The 20,419-nt window shown below is 37.3% G+C and carries 18 protein-coding genes, 1 riboswitch and 1 other annotated feature; of the genes, 14 read left to right on the top strand and 4 right to left on the bottom strand.

Annotated elements, in window-relative coordinates:
- Positions 1–258: 258 nt before the first annotated feature.
- The 3 genes from HNP81_RS14695 (at position 259) to HNP81_RS14685 (ending at position 4,584) form a co-directional block, all read left to right on the top strand.
- Complete coding sequence (locus HNP81_RS14695; protein ID WP_028391508.1) at positions 259–2,175, top strand: ATP-dependent DNA helicase; 1,917 nt, start codon at positions 259–261, stop codon at positions 2,173–2,175.
- Between the two features lie 231 nt (positions 2,176–2,406).
- A riboswitch (purine riboswitch) is annotated at positions 2,407–2,508 on the top strand.
- A 176-nt stretch (positions 2,509–2,684) separates the two neighbouring features.
- On the top strand, positions 2,685–3,281 hold the full coding sequence (locus HNP81_RS14690; protein WP_028391507.1) for a xanthine phosphoribosyltransferase: 597 nt from the start codon (positions 2,685–2,687) through the stop codon (positions 3,279–3,281).
- A complete protein-coding gene (locus HNP81_RS14685; protein ID WP_028391506.1) occupies positions 3,274–4,584 on the top strand; it encodes a nucleobase:cation symporter-2 family protein in 1,311 nt (436 codons plus the stop codon). The genes HNP81_RS14690 and HNP81_RS14685 overlap by 8 nt, the downstream gene beginning before the upstream one ends.
- 651 nt (positions 4,585–5,235) lie before the next feature.
- Here HNP81_RS14685 and HNP81_RS14680 read toward each other — a convergent pair.
- Positions 5,236–5,688, bottom strand: coding sequence for a chemotaxis protein CheX (locus tag HNP81_RS14680; protein WP_182503134.1), 453 nt, complete (start codon positions 5,686–5,688; stop codon positions 5,236–5,238).
- Positions 5,689–5,905: 217 nt separating this feature from the next.
- On the opposite strand from HNP81_RS14680, the gene HNP81_RS14675 reads away from it, so the two are divergent.
- The 6 genes from HNP81_RS14675 to HNP81_RS14650 all read left to right on the top strand — a co-directional run bounded on the left by HNP81_RS14675 (position 5,906) and on the right by HNP81_RS14650 (position 14,333).
- A complete protein-coding gene (locus HNP81_RS14675) occupies positions 5,906–6,997 on the top strand; it encodes a type III polyketide synthase (protein WP_246399373.1) in 1,092 nt (363 codons plus the stop codon).
- The gene (locus tag HNP81_RS14670) at positions 6,994–7,530 is read left to right on the top strand and encodes an isoprenylcysteine carboxyl methyltransferase family protein (protein ID WP_028391502.1); all 537 of its coding nucleotides are present in this window, start codon (positions 6,994–6,996) and stop codon (positions 7,528–7,530) included. Before HNP81_RS14675 ends, HNP81_RS14670 begins: the two co-directional genes overlap by 4 nt.
- A 129-nt stretch (positions 7,531–7,659) precedes the next feature.
- A complete protein-coding gene (locus HNP81_RS14665; RefSeq protein WP_182503133.1) occupies positions 7,660–7,824 on the top strand; it encodes a hypothetical protein in 165 nt (54 codons plus the stop codon).
- 524 nt (positions 7,825–8,348) lie between these two features.
- A complete protein-coding gene (locus HNP81_RS14660) occupies positions 8,349–12,038 on the top strand; it encodes a dynamin family protein (RefSeq protein WP_182503132.1) in 3,690 nt (1,229 codons plus the stop codon).
- Between the two features lie 174 nt (positions 12,039–12,212).
- Positions 12,213–13,049 carry a sulfurtransferase gene (locus tag HNP81_RS14655; RefSeq protein WP_028391500.1) on the top strand — a complete coding sequence of 279 codons (837 nt, stop codon included), beginning with the start codon at positions 12,213–12,215 and terminating at the stop codon, positions 13,047–13,049.
- A gap of 402 nt (positions 13,050–13,451) precedes the next feature.
- The gene (locus HNP81_RS14650; RefSeq protein WP_281384507.1) at positions 13,452–14,333 is read left to right on the top strand and encodes a 5'-3' exonuclease; all 882 of its coding nucleotides are present in this window, start codon (positions 13,452–13,454) and stop codon (positions 14,331–14,333) included.
- 374 nt (positions 14,334–14,707) lie between these two features.
- Here HNP81_RS14650 and HNP81_RS24340 read toward each other — a convergent pair whose 3' ends face one another.
- A complete protein-coding gene (locus tag HNP81_RS24340; protein WP_268745208.1) occupies positions 14,708–14,830 on the bottom strand; it encodes a hypothetical protein in 123 nt (40 codons plus the stop codon).
- 125 nt (positions 14,831–14,955) lie between these two features.
- On the opposite strand from HNP81_RS24340, the gene HNP81_RS14645 reads away from it, so the two are divergent.
- Positions 14,956–15,231 carry a DUF6123 family protein gene (locus HNP81_RS14645; protein ID WP_028391498.1) on the top strand — a complete coding sequence of 92 codons (276 nt, stop codon included), beginning with the start codon at positions 14,956–14,958 and terminating at the stop codon, positions 15,229–15,231.
- A 37-nt stretch (positions 15,232–15,268) separates the two neighbouring features.
- Here HNP81_RS14645 and HNP81_RS14640 read toward each other — a convergent pair whose 3' ends face one another.
- The gene (locus tag HNP81_RS14640; RefSeq protein WP_028391497.1) at positions 15,269–16,177 is read right to left on the bottom strand and encodes a DMT family transporter; all 909 of its coding nucleotides are present in this window, start codon (positions 16,175–16,177) and stop codon (positions 15,269–15,271) included.
- Positions 16,174–16,578 carry a reverse transcriptase-like protein gene (locus HNP81_RS14635; protein ID WP_028391496.1) on the bottom strand — a complete coding sequence of 135 codons (405 nt, stop codon included), beginning with the start codon at positions 16,576–16,578 and terminating at the stop codon, positions 16,174–16,176. The genes HNP81_RS14640 and HNP81_RS14635 overlap by 4 nt, the downstream gene beginning before the upstream one ends.
- A 217-nt stretch (positions 16,579–16,795) precedes the next feature.
- Here HNP81_RS14635 and HNP81_RS14630 point away from each other — a divergent pair, with 217 nt between their 5' ends.
- From HNP81_RS14630 to HNP81_RS14615, 4 genes are all read left to right on the top strand, one after another.
- Positions 16,796–17,455: a ribonuclease H family protein gene (locus HNP81_RS14630; RefSeq protein ID WP_182503131.1), complete on the top strand. Its 660-nt coding sequence runs from the start codon at positions 16,796–16,798 to the stop codon at positions 17,453–17,455.
- A gap of 37 nt (positions 17,456–17,492) precedes the next feature.
- The gene (locus HNP81_RS14625) at positions 17,493–17,672 is read left to right on the top strand and encodes a zinc-finger domain-containing protein (protein WP_028391494.1); all 180 of its coding nucleotides are present in this window, start codon (positions 17,493–17,495) and stop codon (positions 17,670–17,672) included.
- Positions 17,673–17,738: 66 nt separating this feature from the next.
- Positions 17,739–17,950 (top strand) — a binding site (T-box leader).
- 56 nt (positions 17,951–18,006) lie between these two features.
- Positions 18,007–19,107: a glutamate 5-kinase gene (gene proB, locus HNP81_RS14620; RefSeq protein ID WP_182503130.1), complete on the top strand. Its 1,101-nt coding sequence runs from the start codon at positions 18,007–18,009 to the stop codon at positions 19,105–19,107.
- The gene (locus HNP81_RS14615; protein WP_182503129.1) at positions 19,107–20,354 is read left to right on the top strand and encodes a glutamate-5-semialdehyde dehydrogenase; all 1,248 of its coding nucleotides are present in this window, start codon (positions 19,107–19,109) and stop codon (positions 20,352–20,354) included. Before proB ends, HNP81_RS14615 begins: the two co-directional genes overlap by 1 nt.
- Positions 20,355–20,419 lie beyond the last annotated feature (65 nt).

The raw sequence follows: 20,419 nt of genomic DNA, 5'->3' as shown, positions 1-20,419 counted from the left end.
CAACGAGAAATAAAGGATAATGTAGTTTTGTTGATAATATGAATTTGAACGTGCGGTATTTAAATAAAATACTTAATTAAGCTAAAATGTTTTACCCTTTTCGTTAGAAATCATATAGTAGATCAGGGGAAATTTACCATTAAAAACGTAAACGGTCGTGAACAGAATAAATGAAGTTCATTTAAAAATATTATTATTAAATGTCTAGCTAGAGCACCTTAACAAAGGCGCTTTTGCTTTTATATTAGGAGGAAATTGATGATTCAGTCGCTGCCTTTTCCGATAACAAAAGAAGATTCCTTTTACGATAAGCTTTCTGAGTGGATAGGAGATGTCTTTTATGACATTTTACCAGAGAAAGGCTTTGAATTAAGAGATGAACAAATATTTATGGCTTTCCAACTGGAGAAAGCTTTTAAAGAAAAACAAGTAATGTTTGCTGAAGCAGGAGTAGGAACTGGTAAGACACTAGCTTACTTGCTGTATGCCATTTGTTATGCGCGCTATACGAATAAACCAGCGATCATTTCTTGTGCTGACGAAACGCTCATCGAGCAGCTAGTGAAAGAAGAAGGAGATATTCAGAAGCTTAAAGAAGCACTCGGATTAACTGTTGATGTACGTTTAGCAAAATACCATGATCAATATTTATGTCTTAAAAAGTTGGAGCATGCCGTTAATATAGTGGATTCGGAAGGGATTGATCAGGTTTATGATTCCTTGCCAAAATTCGTACATGGCAATGAGTCTATGTCGGCATATACAGCTTACGGCGATCGAAAGCAATACCCGTATTTAAATGATGAAGAATGGTCACAGATAGGCTGGGACCAACTGCAAAATTGTTTTACATGTGATGTACGGCACCGCTGTGGTCAGACACTTTCACGTGACCATTATCGTAAATCCAGCGATTTAATTATTTGTTCCCATGATTTCTTTATGGAGCATATTTGGACAAAGGAAAAGCGAAAACGAGAAGGGCAGCTACCATTATTACCTGAATACAGCTGTGTCGTTTTTGATGAAGGTCATTTATTGGAGTATTCTGCTCAAAAAGCACTCACGTATAAAATTGGTGAGGCGACGTTAGCAACTGTACTAGAGGCACTAGTTGCAAATGAAGTTCGTGAAGAAACGCTTTATATGATAGAAGATTTAATCGATATGAGTGAAAATTTCTTTGCCGTCCTACATGAACAATCAATACCTGTTACTGGTTCAAATCGCTCTGAAATACCAACGTCAACTGAAATTCATTCATTAGCAGTAAAGCTCCATAAAAAAGTGGAAGAACTTGAAGAAAGTCTCGTATTTGAAGCAGAGCTTTATACAATTAATGAATATGACTTGAAGGTGACGGAAGAGTATTTAGAGCAATTGAACTATTCCTTATCATTATTTCTTAAAAATAAACAGGCGATTACGTGGTTTGAGCAAACTGAAAATAGTAAAACATTGGTCATTATGCCTAGACTTGTTCAAGAAATTTTGTCAGAAGAAGTGTTCACGAAGAAAATTCCGTATATTTTCTCATCAGCAACCCTTTCAAATGACGGTTCATTTAATTATATAGCTGACAGTTTAGGAATCAGTGAGTCTAGTCATTTTTCAGTTTCATCACCGTTTGAATATGATGAAGTGATGGATATTAAGTTGCCTGTTTTTGCAACAGATGATGCTGATGCAAAACTAGCGTATACAATTAACAGCATCAAAGAAACAGAGGGTAGGACATTAGTACTTTTCAAATCAAAAGAAGAACTCCAGTGGTTTAAAAGACAGGCTGTATCAACTCCTTATTCGTTCTATTTTGAAGGAGATATAGAAATCAGTGAGCTAGTAAAGAAATTTCAAGAGGAAGAAACTTCTGTTCTGTTTTCTTACCATTTGTGGGAAGGATTAGATATACCAGGCGATTCACTACGGAATGTCATTATCTTTTCGTTACCTTTCCCGCCGCATGATCCTGTTTTCCAGGCGAAACGTGAAGCTTGTGCTGATCCATTTGAACAAGTAGATTTACCGTATATGCTGTTACGTTTGAGACAAGGAATAGGACGATTAATTCGGACAAATGAAGATTCAGGTACGGTTCATATTCTTACTGAGAAAAATCTTTCAAAATCAACTCTTGATAAAATTGTCGCTGTTTTACCGACATCATTAAAGTGAATTCATATAAAACGCCATCATTTTACTATGAAGGATATACCATGAAGCACGCTATACTCACATAATCTCAATGGTGGTGGTGCGGAGCTGGAATTTTGGATGCTTTCTAGATTAAAAAACCTTGGCTAATTTTTGAATAAAATAGGGGATTTTTACAATATCCAGTCGATTAAAAGAAGAAGTGAAATTTTTCTGTTCAAATTGAATTACAACTGATATAATTTTATTACAATAATAATTTCCAGCTACACTCATATAATTGCAGGGATAGGGCTTGCTAGTTTCTACCGGATTACCGTAAATGATCTGACTATGAGTGAGTCACATATACTTGTTGCTAATCATGCAAGCCGGTTCTATTTCTATTTTCGCTTGCCTATGGTAAAAGCTCAAGAGTCGTTGTCTCACTCTATTGTTCAGAGTCAGGGGATGATTCTTGGGCTTTTTATATTCTGAAATTACATGGGTAATGAGTGAAGAAGAGCTTAACGAATTGGAGGAGCAAAGACATGCAATTATTAAAAACGAAAATTCTAGAAGAGGGACAAGCTTTATCCGATAACATTTTGAAAGTTGATTCTTTTTTAAACCATAGAATGGATCCCGTTCTGATGCACGAGATGGGTAAAGAATTCAAACGGAGATTTCAAGATGAAAAAATCGATGTTGTTCTTACTATTGAATCATCTGGGATTGGGCCTGGTGTGATGGCAGCTCTTGAACTTGAAGTTCCAATGATTTTTGCTAGAAAACGGAAATCAGTGACGTTAACCGATGATCTCGTTACAGCTAATGTATATTCGTTTACAAAAAAAGAAGCAAATGAAATTGCTATCTCTAATAAGTTTATTAATAGTGGGGACAGAGTACTGATCATTGATGATTTTCTGGCGAATGGGCAGGCGGCTTTAGGATTAATGGAAATTTGCCATAAAGTAAATGCAACTGTAGTAGGAATTGGGATTGTAATTGAAAAAGCATTTCAAGATGGTGGAGAAAAATTGAGAGAACAAGGCGTACGGGTTGAGTCACTTGCAAGAATTGAAGCACTTAGTCTTGGTGAAATTACATTTGTAGAAGAGCGTGAGGGAGCAATCCATGAGTAATCATCCGCTTAAAACGGCGTCACTAGGAATTCAGCATGTTTTAGCCATGTATGCTGGCGCTGTAATTGTGCCTCTTATTGTTGGTGGAGCGTTAGGTTTAAGCGTAGAACAATTAACATACCTTGTTTCGATTGATATCTTCATGTGTGGAATTGCGACCATATTACAAGTTTGGACAAATCGCTTTTTTGGAATCGGCCTTCCTGTAGTGCTAGGCTGTACTTTTACGGCAGTTGGCCCAATGATTGCAATCGGCGGACAATACGGTATTACATCCATCTATGGTTCTATTCTTATCTCGGGTCTCGTCGTGATGATGATAGGGAAATCATTCGGGAAACTCGCCCGTTTCTTTCCGCCGATTGTGACTGGTTCTGTTGTTTTGATTATAGGGATCACACTTATCCCCGTTGCGATGAATAACCTAGCTGGAGGACAAGGAGCTAAAGATTTTGGCTCGTTAGAAAATATCGTACTTGGATTTGGTACACTTCTATTGATTATCATTTTGTATAAATTTTTTACTGGATTCTTACGATCTATTTCTATATTAATAGGATTGTTAGTAGGAACAGTAGTTGCTTCGTTTTTTGGGAAAGTTGATTTTTCACCAGTAGCAGATGCATCTATTTTTCATATGCCACATTTGTTTTATTTCGGGATACCAACTTTTGATATTCCAGCTATTTTAACAATGGTTTTAGTCGCGATTGTCAGTTTAGTTGAGTCAACTGGTGTTTATTACGCATTAGGTGATATTACAAATCGAACTATCAGAAAAGAAGATTTAACGAAAGGATATCGTGCTGAAGGGTTAGCGATTGTGTTAGGTGGCCTGTTCAACGCTTTTCCTTATACTGCTTTCTCGCAAAACGTAGGGCTAGTTCAGTTATCTGGTGCTAAAAGCAAGAATGTTATCTATACTGTAGGGGTCATGTTAGTTGTGATTGGACTAGTTCCAAAAATGGGAGCTCTAACCACAATAATTCCTACAGCCGTTCTAGGTGGAGCCATGATTGCCATGTTTGGGATGGTTATTGCATCTGGAATTAAAATGCTGAGCCAAGTTGATTTTGCTAGACAGGAGAATTTATTGGTTATTGCTTGCTCTGTGGGAATGGGGCTTGGTGTAACTGTTGTCCCTGATATTTTCTTGAAATTACCGGAAAGTTTACAGATCCTTACAAGCAATGGAATCGTAGCAGGAAGTCTATCGGCTATTTTCCTTAATATTTTATTCAATATGATTCCATCAAAACGAAATATCAATAATTCTGTGGTACTTGAACAAAAGGCTTCTTAACCTACAGTCTAAATAATGAAGAAGAGGAGGGTGTCTTACAAAAGTTATTTTTAGGGCAGCCTCCTTTTTCACGCATTTACAGGCAATATCAGTTTCGTTTCCATTCCACTTTATTTCAATTAAAATAAAGTGAAGTGGAAACAATTACCACTCTCATTCATATCTTATAAGAATAAGTATACGAAAGAGAGTGGAGTATGTGGAAAAGAAATACTGCAAATACTGCAGAACATTGTTAACCATAGAATCAATTTGCGAAAAATGTGGGAGAAATGAGTTTCAAGACATCATCATTGAAGTTCAAAAGCAAAATCGCAGATTTAATTCAGAAAATCAGCTTTAGTTTCTTGGCACTATTTTTCACACGTGAGTGACACCGTCTGTTGCTTGCTTTTTTTGTATTGGCTATGTTAAAGCCCATTGTTGATTTTGGCATTTTGTTGATTGGAGTGGAAGGCGTGAGACTGCTTCGTGAAATACGAGTCAAAGGGAGATTGCACAGGCAAACATCGCCGAGGACGCTCCCGTACCGCCCCACGGAAAGCGAGTGCCTCTCGCTGCAATCAACAGGCAAGTTTAACAGAGTCTTTGTATTAAAAAACAGACGAAATTAAAATTCGTTTGTAATCATTCATTCTTTTAAAGGAAGTATTATGATTCAATCATTAATAGAATGTGAATCGATCTATCAGCCTCAATCGTTATTGGTAAATGTATGGCTTTTTCAATGCCGTACATTTTTGTTTCACCAACTAACACAGTTGGCGGGGAGATGTCCATAATGATATTGTCAACTGTTAGTTGGGTAGATAAATTTCCAGCAATCATGTTTCCAAACTCCGCAGCAAAGGATTCAAGCATTTCTCCTTCTAACGTCATTCCGAACATCCTTTCACCAATTAGACTAATTGCGTCTGAATTTCCTTCGATTATTAACCTGCCACGGACATCGCCTGTCATTCCAATTATGACACAAATGCCCTGTTGTAAAAATGGTTCAGTAACTAATAGTGGTTTGTTCATCTCGAGATTGAGCGGGATAATCGACTTTACTGCTTGAATAGTCCCATTTAAAACGGACGTAATCTGTGTGGTAACACTCATCTTTTTTCCTCCATAACACAATATAATTCATGATACCATTCTGATAGGTATTTGGAACTGAAAATTTTACAAAAAGCAAGAATTTTGAATAATAATAAAGGATTATGTCGTATTTTTAGTTCTAAAGAATGATTGTTTTTTAAATAATGATACCCAACGCTAGGAATAGAGAAAGAATATTTGGGAATGATAACCATCATCCTTGGAGGTGGAAATATTGCCATATATTCTATCAACATCACATATCCAACTTCCTTATTTATTTGCTCAAGAAAAATTAATGGAATTTTCACGTGAAATATTTGGTTCTTCTTTTAAAGACATTGATCGATTATTGAGAGCTTTTAAAAATGGACAAGTTGATAGCCGTTATTTTATTAAAGACCTAGAATGGTTTAAACGAGATCACTCATTCGAAGAAAGAAACAATGCTTTTATTGAAGGTGCTGTGACATATGGAACTAAAGCCATTCAAAGCTGTTTATCTAATGGAACTTTTTTAAAACACGAAGTAGCCGTACAAGAAATTGAAGCGATTTTTTTCGTAACAAGTTCAGGCATAGCAACACCAACTATAGACGCGAGAATTATGAATAGACTCCCCTTTTCTCCTTATACGAAGAGAATACCACTATGGGGATTAGGATGTGCTGGGGGGGCGTCAGGGCTGTCTCGTGCTTTCGAATATTGCAAGGCATTTCCAAAAGCAAAAGTGCTTGTTTTATCTGTTGAGCTATGCAGCCTGTCTTTTCAGAGAAATGATCGGTCGAAAAGCAATTTAATTGGCACATCCTTGTTTTCGGATGGAGTAGCCTGTACGTTTATTTGCGGTGATGAAGTTGCACGTAAAAATATTAGTAAAGTAAAACGAGTTCCCAAAATACTGTCTACACAGTCCACATTAATGCCAGATTCATTAGATGTCATGGGCTGGGACGTAAGAAATGAAGGTCTTCATGTTATTTTTTCAAAAGATATACCGACGATTATTAGCAATTGGTTGAAACCGAATGTAGAGGTTTTTCTCGATAAAAACGATATGAAGCAAAGTAATATTCGTCATTTCATTGCCCACCCAGGTGGTAAGAAAGTAATTGATGCGTATTGTGAATCATTAGGTTTTCATGAAGAGATGGTGAAGATTTCAATGGAAGTGCTAAGAGAGTATGGCAATATGTCTTCTGCTACTATTCTATACGTGCTGGAGAAATTTATGGAACAAGATATAAGCGAAGGGGAATATGGGCTTGCGGCTGCACTAGGTCCTGGCTTTAGTTCAGAATTACTATTATTGAGGTGGGAAGAATGACATTTCTGATATTGATAACCCTGCTCGCGGTACAGAGACTGAGCGAACTTGTGCTGGCGAGATATAACGAAGATCGTTTAAAGGCGAAAGGGGGACTTGAGTTCGGCAGTTCACATTATCCTTGGATTGTGCTTATGCATTTGGGGTTCTTTTCATCATTCATTGCAGAGGTCAATCTTTTTGATAAAGATGTCTCGGTATTATGGCCTTTTTGGCTGTCGATTTTTTTATTAGTTCAAATCGGCAGAGTCTGGGTCATCACGTCGCTTGGACCTTACTGGAATACAAAAATCATCGTTCTCCCAGATGCTGAGGTTATTGTAAAAGGACCATATAAATATGTGAAACATCCTAATTATATCATTGTAGCAACAGAGATTCTTGTCATTTCACTTTTATATAATGCTTATTTCACTGCCGCACTGTTCACATGTCTAAATGCATGGGCAATGTCAGTTAGAATTCCAATCGAAGAACGTGCATTGAAGAATTTAACAAGTTATTCCGCCGTTTTCCTAAAAGATAAAAAATAATTTAAAATCTTATTGAAAATGATTATCGTTCGTGATAGTATTGCTTTAATAAGATGAAAATGATTATGATTATCAATTGAGACAACTATAAATTTTAATAAACTTTATTTTTTAAGGATGGTGTATAAGATGGTATGGTTTTTTGTTTTGCTAACAGTTGTTACATATAGCTTTGTAATGAAATATGTGTTAAGTCGTATTGGTAGCCCTCAGAAGGCACAAAAAAATCTAGCACAGAAACATATCGTAACAAAGAATAACCAAGCGTACATCCCAACACCGACAACCAGGTAATATACTTGGTTGTTTTTTGTTGTTTAGGATATGAGATATTATTTTATTGATATATCTTATGCTCTTTTGTTCTTAATCCTCTATTTAACACTTATCCAAATATATGAATAATGAACGAAATCGTTTACAATAAGAGACATGCGTAAATCGCAATTTCCATTTGATGATACATAGAATAAAGTGAAACTTTCATCAGGGGAATGTAGGTCCCCCCTGATGCTTAGTCCCGTTCTAGTGTCGCTAAATCGCAAGCTAACGCTTCTTTAAAGCGACACTACGAACTAAGGTTCAACGAATTCAGACTAAGTGGCGCGTCCTGCGGCAACGTCTGAGTGACCCACATCTTGTGGGTTTAAATCAAACCTATGCTCTAGCATCGGTCAGTTTCACTGTATCTCACCAAACAGGGATTTACAGGCTGAATATCCACGCACTATGCGATTTAAAATAAAAGTGTGGAAATTAAAGCTAATTAAATCGGGATAATTTGAGTTATAAAAACGATGTTTAAGGGGAAGAGATGAATGGCGTACACTGATACAAGACAGACTTACAACATAACGGACTTAATGAATCTATACGAAAAACTTTCTGAAGAGGGAGATCAAACAAATGCAGAGAAAATAAAAGAACTAATCCTAAAATCTCATAAAGAAGAGTTTGTGATAGCGTTCTGCGGTCATTTCTCAGCCGGAAAATCAAGTATGATTAATTTTTTATTAAATCAACATTTGTTGCCTTCAAGCCCAATTCCAACAAGTGCAAATACGGTGAAAGTCCAAAAAGGTGAAGACTTTGCAAAAATTCATTTTCGTAAACGTAAACCTATAATATTTCCTGCTCCATATGATTACACTGCCGTTAAGACATTTGCAAAAGATGGTGACGCTGTATCTTCCATTACTATTAGCTCGCAGGATTTTCCTTTACCTAATACTTGTGTGATTATGGATACGCCTGGTATCGATTCAACAGATGACGCTCACCGAATTTCAACTGAATCCGCTCTTCATTTAGCGGATGTCGTTTTTTATGTGATGGATTATAATCATGTTCAATCAGAAGTGAACTTCCTTTTTACTAGAGAACTGACTGAAGCGGGTAAGTCTTTTTATCTTATCGTCAATATGATCGATAAACATGATGAAAACGAACTCAGTTTTGAAGCATTTAAACAGTCTGCTCGTGAGGCTTTTGCAGCTTGGGACGTAATATTCGATGGCATGTTTTTCACATCCATCCGCGATTTGACGCATTCTCAAAATGAAATTGAAAACGTCCGGCAATTTATTGACACATTAGTTCAAAATAAAGAAAAAAATCGAGAGCATTCACTTTGTGTATCTACAAAAAGGGTCATCAATCAGCATCTTAGCTGGTTAAAGAATAAATATGAAGAGGCACATTCAGTAGAACTTGAGTCGTTATATAGCCTTACTGATACCGAAAGATTAGCGATCACAGATGATGTAAATCGGCTTCTTGAGGAAAAATATCAATTGGTCCGTAATATAGAACGCGTGAAAGAAAACTTTGAAAAAGCAACACAATCCATTGTCAAAAATGCTATTCTTATGCCTGCAGCAACTCGTGACTTAGCCAATCAATTTCTCGAATCCACACAGAAAGACTTTAAAATGGGTCTGTTTTTTACAAAGAAAAAAACAGACCTTGAGCGTCTAGAACGTAAAAAAGTGTTTCTAGCGGATATACAGGAAAAAGTTAAAACACAGATGGATTGGCATATTAAAGAGCTCGCTGTCCAAACTGTAGCAGCCTCTGGTCTACATGATGTGCTCATGGAACAAACTGCTCAGAGCCTACAAGTAGAGGTTCCAGAAACTTTATTAACCAGCTTACTTAAGGGGCAAGTCCAAATTACGGGTGAATATGTACTAAATTATACAGATGAACTTTCTGAAACAATAAAGAGAGATGCAAGAAGATCATGTGATCAATTTATGGATCAACTTACTCAAAAAATAATGGAACAGAACGAACAGCGAACTCAGGAATTAGAGAATGAATTGAAGCAGTTTTCGTCGTATCTATATGCGTTAGAGTTAGTCAACATGATGGAACGAGAGCTCCAAGAAGAAAAAGACCAACTTGCTGACATACTTGCAGGTAAAGCAAACGAACAAACTCAGGTAGAGCAAATACTGACAGCTTGGCTGAAAGAAGAAAATGATGTAGAAAGAAAAATCATCGTTCAAGAGAAAAGCAAACAGCAGAATCGGGCTGAAAAGAAGAAAGAAACTGAAGAAGTTTCTATAGATCAGGTAGAATTGCAAACAGTAACCAAGCAAATGAGCGCAAAAGATAAACTACACCAAACGGCTGTCAGTTTATCTGAAGTTGCAGATTTGATTTATCCTTTAAAAGGGTTTCAATCTTTATATAGTGAATTAAAGGAAAAATCCAAACGACTTGAAAATCAAACGTTTACTGTTGCCCTATTTGGTGCTTTCAGTGCAGGGAAATCGTCCTTTGCCAACGCATTAATGGGTGAAAGTGTACTTCCTGTTTCACCAAATCCAACGACAGCTGCGATCAATAAAATAATGGCAGCAGATCCTGTACATAAGCATGGGACTGCTGCTGTCAAGCTTAAAACAGAAGCGATGCTCCTTGAAGATGTGAACGTTGCACTTACTGTCTTTTCAGAAAAAGCAGCCAACTTGGAGGAAGCACATCAGCTATCTGAAGATATTATCCAAAGAAGTAGTAATTCTGAAACAGGTAAAACACAATTATCTTTTTTACGCGCTTTCCACGCGGGGCTTCCACTATACAAAAGTGAGCTTGGTACGACATTGACTGTTGATTTGGATGGCTTCCGTCAGTTTGCTGCCCAAGAGACGAAATCGTGTCTTGTTGATTTAATTGAATTATATTATGACTGTGATTTAACAAGGCAAGGCATGGTATTAGTTGATACACCTGGTGCAGATTCGATTAATGCCCGACATACCGGAGCAGCGTTTGAATACATTAAGAACTCTGATGCGATTCTTTTTGTTACCTACTATAATCATCCATTTTCAAAAGCAGACCGTGAGTTTCTCATCCAACTTGGCCGTGTGAAAGACTCTTTTGCAATGGATAAAATGTTCTTTATTGTTAATGCGGCTGATTTAGCAAATTCAAAAGAAGAGGTCATAGAAGTCAAAGACTATGTAGAAACTGAATTGGCGAGTTTTGGCATCCGTTTTCCGAAGCTTTTTGCACTTAGTAGTAAAGGGGCTTTAGGAGAAAAGCAAAAACAAAGTTCGTTTTCACATGCTTTTCTTCCAGACAGTGGCATCGCCCAATTTGAGGCGCAGTTTAATGCGTTTATAGAGCATGACTTAACGGATCTTGCTTTGCAGTCGGCTAAAGCTGGCATGGTTCGGACTGAGGAGCTAATGATGGATGTAGTAACTACATCCAAGCAGGATAAAGAAACGAAGCAAAAGGCACTGCTCGCTTTAAAAGAGGATCTTCAAAAAATTAAACAAATTGTGCAGGATATGAACGGTGAAACCGATAAACAACGTTTGAAAAAAGAAATCGATGAGCTCACCTTTTATAGCAAACAACGCGTGTTTTTCCGATTTGCTGATTTTTTCAAAGAATGTTTTAACCCTGCTGTGATAAAAGATGATGGTCAGGATAATAAAGTCGTCTTGAAGCAATCCTTAAACAGTTTATTAGAATCAATCGGTTTTGACTTTGCTCAAGAAATGCGTGCAACTGCTTTAAGAGCAGAATTATTTGTAACAAAGCTAGTATTAGAAAAGCAAAGCTCGATATTGGAACAAGTCCAAAAAGTAAAGAAAAACATTGCTTTAAAACCATATGAACCACAAAATGGTCCGATTATTACTTTTGACAAAGCGTTTACTGAATTAACAGCAACTGAATTTAAAAAAGAACTTTCATTATTTAAGAACCCGAAAGCATTTTTTGAGAAAAATGAAAAAGTCAAAATGAGTGATGCGTTAAAAGAAAGTCTTGATAAACCAGCTCTTGATTATGTAATTGAAAAAAGTGAGCAATTATACGAAAGCTACCAAGAACATCTTATGCAACAATTGGTTTCGTTGCAAAAAAATAGTGAAGCTGAACTAGCTGAAATTTTTGCAGGATTACAAGCAGCTCTTGAAGAAACGATTGATATTCCCCACTATGAACAACTTGCAGAAGAGATTAAGCTTTTAAATCAAAAATAAAGAACATGTAATGGTCTTTTCTTGTGTCCTTTTACTCTATTTAGCTTTATACAAGTAAAAATTTTTGGGGTTGTAAAGGTCAGAATTAGTACAAATTTACTTCATTAATAAATTTAAGCTTAAGAAAGTTGCGAGGGTCTGACCCTCGGAACTAATTAAAGGAGAATACGAAAAATGTCTTATTTAATTGAGCCAAACGAATTATTGAAAACATTACAAAATGAAGAGGTTAGAATTGTTGATTGTCGGTTTAATCTCGGTGATCCTTCGTGCGGTAAAGACCTTTATGACCAAGAGCATATTGCTGGCGCTGTGTATTTCCATCTTGAGGAAGACTTGTCTGGCAAAGTTGGAAACCATGGTGGCAGGCACCCACTCCCTAATCTAGCTGAATTTAAACAAAAGCTTGAAGAAGTAGGAGTATCGAATAACACAAGAGTGGTCGCTTATGATGGTGGGGAAGGAGCTTTTGCCTCAAGATTTGTATGGTTGCTTTCCTATTTAGGACATAAACATGTGCAAATTCTAAATGGTGGCTACTATGCATGGAAACAAGCAGGGGGAAAAGTGGACAAAGAAATTCCACATTATAATCGACAAACTTTTCATGTCTGTATTGATCCAACCATTCTTGCTACCTATGATGAAGTGAAAGAATATGTAATTCTCCAGCCAAAAGATGTCACTCTACTTGATTCACGAGAAGAAAGACGTTATTTAGGAATAGAAGAGCCTATTGACCATGTTGCAGGACATATTCCATTTGCACGAAATAAAATGTGGAATGAAGGTATAAAAGATGGTTCATTTATATCAGCTGAAAAACAAAGAGAAAGATTTGCTGAATTAAGTAATTCACAGAAAGTAATTGTGTACTGTGGTTCAGGAGTAACGGCTGCACCAAATTTTATTGCGCTTAAAGAAGCTGGGTTTGATCAAGTTAAGCTTTATGTTGGGAGTTTTAGTGATTGGATATCATATGAGGAAAATGAAGTTGTTACGAAAAGCTGAGATTTCCATATATCCCGCATTATTGGGCAGTAAGACCCCTATCTCAAGCTTATAAGAGGTACAATGAAGATAGGTGGTGGGACAAACTGCCCGTATAAGCCAGATTGGTGAGATACAGTGAAACTTACTTTTGTGGTCTTCAAAGAAGTTAACGCCCACAGGATGTGGATCACTCAGAGGAAAGAAAAGGGCGTGACGTACATAGTCTGAGTTCGTTGAACCTTAGTTCTAGTGTCGCTTTACCTTCGCTACGTGGAGGTATAGCGACACTAGAACGGGACAAACAATCAGTAAGGGATGTAGCAAGCCTACTACTGATGGAAGTTTCACTTTAAGATTACCAAACGATGAAACTAGTAATTATATTGAAATAATAGTAGAGTAGTGTATGAGGTGATTGTTTTGGATATAAAAGAAAGAGAACAGCTGCCATCCTTTTTACTTGTTGATGGAATGGCACTTTTATTTAGAGCATTTTATGCAACAGCAGTAACGGGGCAATTTATGATTAATTCAAAAGGTGTTCCAACGAATGCAGTTCAAGGATTTCTTAAACATATGCTTATGGCCATTGATCATTTTTCACCAAGCCATGTAGCAGTTTGTTGGGATATGGGAAGTAAAACCTTCCGTAACGATTTGTTTCCAGATTATAAGGCAAATCGATCGGAAGCACCAATTGAGATGGTACCGCAGTTTGAGTTGGCAAAGGAAGCTGTTGAAGCATTTAACATTCCTAACATTGGGGTTGCTGGATATGAGGCAGACGATTGCATTGGGACCATTGCGAAGTTAGCTATGAATGAAAGTCATGTATCGATTTTGACAGGTGATCAGGACATGTTGCAGTTGATTGATGATCGCATTTCAGTTGTACTGCTAAAAAAAGGATATGGCAACTACGAAGTCCATAATGGCGCTAGCTTTTTCGAATGGAAGGGTATTACACCAAAGCAAATGATTGATTTAAAAGCATTGATGGGGGATACTGCGGATAATTATCCAGGAGTAAAAGGGATTGGCGAGAAGACGGCATTGAAGTTGCTCATTCAATATGAAAATATTGAAGGGATTCTTAATAACATTGCATTACTTACAAAAGCGCAACAAACAAAAATTCAAGCTGCAGTTGACATGCTTCATTTATCAAGACAGCTTGCAGAAATCAAATGTGATGTCCCTGTATCATGTGCTCTTGAAACGAGCGTTTATAGGTTTGACCACGAAAAAGTTAGAAGGCTTGCAGAAGACCATGAGTTCAAAACAATACAACGAATTATCTAAAAAAAACCGCAATCTTAGCCTGTGCTGGATTGCGGTTTTTTATCTGTTAACGGGGTGTAAAATCTCCCACCTCAAGGCTTAGAGGAATCGAGGAAGCGTAGGTGCGGGATAACTGCTAGTAAAATCACGATTGATGAGATGCAGTGAAACTTATCGATACGCGAACAGAAGTTAAGTTTGGCTCCAAGGCGATGTGGGTCACTCAGACGAAAGACTAAAGGATGCGGCGTACTTAGGCTGAGTTCGTTGAACCATAGTTCGTACTGTCGATTGATCGAAGCGAAAGCGAAGAACTTAGCTACAGTAGAAAGGGAATAACAAGCAGTGGGGGATGAAGAATCCCCCTCTGCTTGAAGTTTCATCTTATTAAGAGATTATTTATGATTTTCATTCTTTGCTTTTTGTTCTAATTGTGATTTTGGACTTGTGTCGCCCTTGCCTCCACCAGAGTAACCTTGAGGATTTACGCCATGACCACGGTTGCGATTTTTGCTCAATGAAAACACCTCCTAGCTCTACTATTTCCAAAAACCTCGATAATAATTTGGCAACTTTTGTCGAAAAATGGATAGGCAAAAAGGTTGAATTAAGGTAATATGTAGAATGGATAAGGATGGAGTGGATGTTTGTGGGGAAAACGGTGGAGGAATATGTTTGTTTTCTAGAAGAAAAAGGCTTCTCATTTGGCGAAGATGCCATTGGCTTTATTTATTTTGGACAGCGTTATACAGAAGCAAGCGATTTCCTTGTTAATACAGCTATCGAAATAACTTTAAAAGCACAAAAAAGTTTCGACGGTAGCTTTTATATTTCATTGCTGGAAACCTTGAAGAGAAATAAGATAAATAGTCGCTCTAAAGCGGAACGATTTGCCCGTGAACAAGGATTGTTAAATTAGAATGGTAAAAATAAATAGAAATAATAGCGAAGCCGCCCTATTCAAGTTGGGCGGCTAATTTTTTTCGTGGAGGTAGCTCGGCACAGATCATACCAGTGAGAATGAACAAACAGCCAATTAGAGACACCGTAGTAAGACTTTCGCCGATTATAACAAATGATGTCAGTGCAGCAAATACAGGCTCCATTGCAAAAATCAGTGCAACTCTCGTTGGAGAGGTATAACTTTGAAAATAGGTCTGGGCAAAGAATGCAAAAGCTGTTGCAAAAAAAGCAGTAACTAGTAAAGCGCTCCAAACATCAGGTTTTAGTATGATGGCTGGATTCATTAGAACAGAAAAATCTTCGAATAAAAGGGCAGAAACAAAAGAAAGTATGGCTACTGCCGAGACTTGGATAATCGTTAATGGCAGGGCTGGATGAGACTTTGCATATTTTGCGGTCATAATGATTTGCATAGCAAAACTGATGGCGCAGAAAAATACGAGCACATCTCCCAAGACAATTGAAGAGCCTTTTGCAGCCGTTAAAAAGTATAATCCAAAAGTCGCTAATAGAACTCCTAGAATAGTTGGCAGTCGTAATTTTTGCTTCAATAACAGCAAAGAAAATAGCGGGACGAGTACGACACTTAAGCCTGTGATAAAACCTGCTTTGGCAGGCGTAGTCGTTAATAAACCAACCGTTTGAAAGGCATAGCCCAAAAATAACCAGATGCCGATTTTAATACCAGAAAAAAATAAAGATCTTGTCCAAATCGCATCGGTTTTTTTAAAATAAAAAATTCGAAAACCAATGATTAACACAATAGCTGCAATAAAAAAACGAATTGCATTAAATAAATGTGGTTCTAAGAAACCAATCGCATTTTGAACCATAACGAATGTTGAACCCCAAATGAAAACGACAAATAATAAAGTTAAATCAGCTACTGCCGCTTTTGTCATGACTCTGTACCCCCACTATTCATTCGAACAGCTCGTCTTGCTAACTCATCAGCTGACTTATTCTCGCTACTTGGAATCCATTTTAGAAAAAATAACTCCAATTTACTAGATAAATGGAGGATCTGATCTAATAATGGAGAATACCTTTTATTTTTTACAAAGCCTTTTTCAACGGCTTGATTAATGAGTTGCGAATCTGTACGAAATGAAACGACCTTATATTGGTTGCTCAAACAGATTTCCAACGCCTTAATCAATGCCCAGTATTCCGCTTCGTGATTTTCCATGTTTCCAAGAGGAATGCTATGCCGTTCAACCGTTCCATTATTATTAATAAAAATACCAGCGCCGCTCGGTCCAGGGTTTCCCGCACTAGCACCATCGATATGAACTTCAATCATGATGATAAACACTTCCTTACAGAATAATTTGCTGATGATATGTAAACTACTTAAGTAATGCACCCGATATTTCTTCTATTATAAGCATGAACCGATGAATTTCTGCGTAAAATATGAGAAAATAATATCGCTTTGGATGATGATACATCAGTTATTATAGTCTTTAATAAATGAATTTTGTATAAATTATTATAAAAGTTTACAAGGGGGGAATGATTTGAAGGTCACTATGCTATGGCAGTATCATTCGGCTAAGAAACCATCTGCCATATTTACCTCTGATTGGATCTCTGCTGAAGAAGCACTAATTATTACTGACGATCTTGAAAAAATAGGCCGCTTGAAGGAAATAGAGTTTAAAGATGAAAAAGGAACCTCTTGGTCAAAGAAGGAACTGAAAAAGTTATTGGCTGAAATCGAATATGAACCGCAAGATGTCACGGTCTACTTCGATGGTGGTTATCAGAAGGATTCAAAGATGACCGGCATTGGAGTCGCTATTTATTATAAACAAGGCAAAAAAAGCTTTCGAATTCGTATGAACAGTTTATTAGAGGAGCTAGAATCGAATAATGAAGCTGAATATGCCGCTTTTTATGAAGCTGTAAATCAGTTAGAGATACTTGACGTACACCACCAGGTGGTTACATTTCGAGGTGATTCCCAAGTTGTCCTAAATCAACTATCTGGTGAATGGCCTTGTTTTGAAAAAGTATTGAATGCATGGGGAGACCGTATTGAAGTAAAGTTGAAGAAACTTGGCATCACGCCGAATTACGAGCCAATTGTTCGTAAAAAGAATAGTGAAGCAGATCATCTCGCTTCACAAGCCCTGCGTGGAGAAGAAATATTTAGTCAACTACAGGTTGAAGGATAGGATCTATTGTTTTAAAAGTAAAGAAGGAGTAGACAAGATGAAAAGGAATGAATTATATAATGATGTGCAAGAAATTTTAGAACATCAGTGCAAAGGATGTTTTGTCCATAAACAATTTAAAAAAGAAAAAGGTAGAAGATTTGCTCATAAATTTTGTATTTCTCAGTGTACAGTTGGCGAGCAACTGCGAAAAGTAGGAAACAAGCTTCTAACATAAATGTGGTGGTACTACTTTCTCATTATCTATTGACAATTATCTAATTTTTTTGCATACTTAATAAAAACTTGAACGAAGATAGAGGATTAGTAAATGTCATTTATTGTGTCAGAGAGCGGGAGGGTGCTGAGAATCCCGTCACAATGAACCATTGAACCTGCTTCTGGAGTCCTGGGAGAACCCCGGGCGTATCCTTGGCGTTAACAAGAAAAGTGGGATGCAAAATAAAGCATTCAACAAAGGTGGTACCACGGAAACTAACCCTTTTCGTCCTTTCTTAGAGGATGAGAAGGGTTTTTTTATGCATAAATGATAATTTATGGAGGCAATTCTCATGCAAAAAAAGCGGATCGTTGTGAAAATCGGCAGCAGTTCTTTAACAAATAATAAAGGGCAAATTGATCAGGAAAAAATATCGGATCATACAGCAGCCATTGCTAAGTTGAAGGAAGCTGGACATGAGGTATTATTAGTATCTTCTGGAGCTGTTGCGGCTGGTTTTCGCAAGTTGGGCTATTCTTCACGCCCCGTTACTTTAAAAGGAAAGCAAGCTGCAGCTGCTGTAGGTCAAAGTGTACTTATCCAGTCGTATAACGAACAGTTTAGTGAATATGGAATCATACCTGCACAAATTTTATTAACAAGAACTGATTTTTCCAATAAAAGTCGTTATCGCAATGCTTCTGAAACTTTAACGGAATTACTTAGTAGAGGAATTTTGCCGATTATTAATGAAAATGATACCGTTTCAATCGAAGAACTTACCTTTGGAGATAATGACATGCTATCTGCTCTAGTAAGCGGACTAGTACATGCGGATCAACTTGTCATCTTGACAGATATTAATGGATTATATGACGCGAATCCGAATAAACAAGATGATGCCAAACGAATTGATTATCTGGAAAAAGTGACCGCTGAGTTCATGATGCTTGGAGGAGAATCAGATTCAAAGGTTGGCACTGGTGGAATGAAGTCCAAGCTCCATGCTGCTAAGACGGCTCTATCATTAGGGGTAAAGGTCTTTATAGGAACTGGTGAAGGCAGTGATAAACTAAAAAGTATTATTGATGGAAACGGAGATGGCACCTATATTGGCAAAGGTGCGCTCCCTACAATTGCGAGAAGCAAACAATGGATTTCTTTTCATTCCCATGTTTCAGGTGCTTTATTTGTTGATGAAGGCGCAGAAGAAGCGTTAGTTAAAAAAGGTAGTAGTCTGCTTCCAGCTGGTATTTATAAAATGATTGGCAGCTTTGATAAAGGCGATGTAGTTGAGGTATATGGATCATTAGGCTTACTTGGAAAAGGCGAAGTGCTCTATTCGGAAAACGAATTAAAAGCAGTCATGGGTAAAAGAAGTAATGAGATCGTTTTTCCAGCTATCGAAGTGATTCATCGAGATAAATGGGTAAAAATTAAGGAGGAAAAATAATGGGTGAAATTGCTGAAAAAGGAATTCGAGCCAAAGCCGCGAGTTATCAAATGGTCAATGTATCAACGATTGAAAAAAATGAAGCGTTAGCAATGATTGCTAAACAGTTAATCGCTGAACAATCCTATATAATGATGGAGAATAAGAAAGATTTGGAAGTAGGAAGTGAAAATGGCTTAACTACTGCGGTGCTTGACCGCATAATGTTAGATGAAAAGCGCATTATGGCAATGGCAGAGGCGATTCAATTGTTGATTGAACTTCCTGACCCAATTGGCGAAACATTAGAAACGATAGAAAAAGAGAATGGTCTGTTAATAAAAAAAGAACGAGTTCCTCTTGGTGTTATCGGAATGATCTATGAAGCTAGACCGAATGTAACGATTGATGCAGCAACTCTTTCTTTAAAAACGGGAAATGCGGTCATTTTACGTGGAAGCTCTTCAGCACAGCATTCTAATCAAGCGATCATAAAGGTCATACATCAGGCATTGAAAAATACGAAACTACCAGTAGATGCTGTACAATTAATAGAAGACACAAGCAGAGAAACAGCAAAAGAGCTTTTCCATGCAAGTGAATATTTAGATGTGTTAATACCTAGGGGCAGTAAAAATCTGATTGACACAGTTGTAAGAGAATCAACAGTACCTGTGCTCGAAACTGGTGCAGGAAACTGTCATATTTATCTTGATGAAAGCGCGGATTTCGCGATGGCAACAGAGATCATTGTAAATGCAAAAACTCAGCGTCCATCAGTATGTAATGCTGTGGAAAGCCTTGTTATTCAAGAAAAATGGTTAGAGCTTCATGGGAAAGAATTGTTGAAATTGTTACATGATACTGGTATCAGATTATTTGGTGATAATAAAGTTCTAGCGCATTATCCTGAAGTTAACCAAGCGACAGAAGCGGATTGGTCTACTGAATACTTAGACTTATCACTCAGCGTTAAAACGGTTGCCAATGTATTAGAAGCTGTCCAGCATATTAATACTTATGGCACAAAACATTCAGAAGCAATTCTTACAAATGATAAAGTCGCAGCAAAGTTCTTTTTAACAAATGTTGATGCGGCTGCTGTGTATCATAATGCATCTACTCGCTTTACAGACGGGTTTGAATTTGGCTACGGTGCTGAAATCGGAATTAGTACTCAAAAGCTTCATGCTAGAGGGCCGATGGGGCTGCCAGCACTGACTTCAACAAAATATTTCATATATGGTCAGGGGCAAATAAGATCCTGATAACATAAGCTCTATAATACTGGTCCGATTAATCAAACCATGATTAATTTATCAATTAAGAGGGT

It is taken from the genome of Peribacillus huizhouensis, from assembly GCF_014138605.1.
Taxonomy (GTDB): domain Bacteria; phylum Bacillota; class Bacilli; order Bacillales; family DSM-1321; genus Peribacillus; species Peribacillus huizhouensis.
Note: the sequence above shows the minus strand (reverse complement) of the source record. Positions and strands in the feature narration are given on the sequence as shown.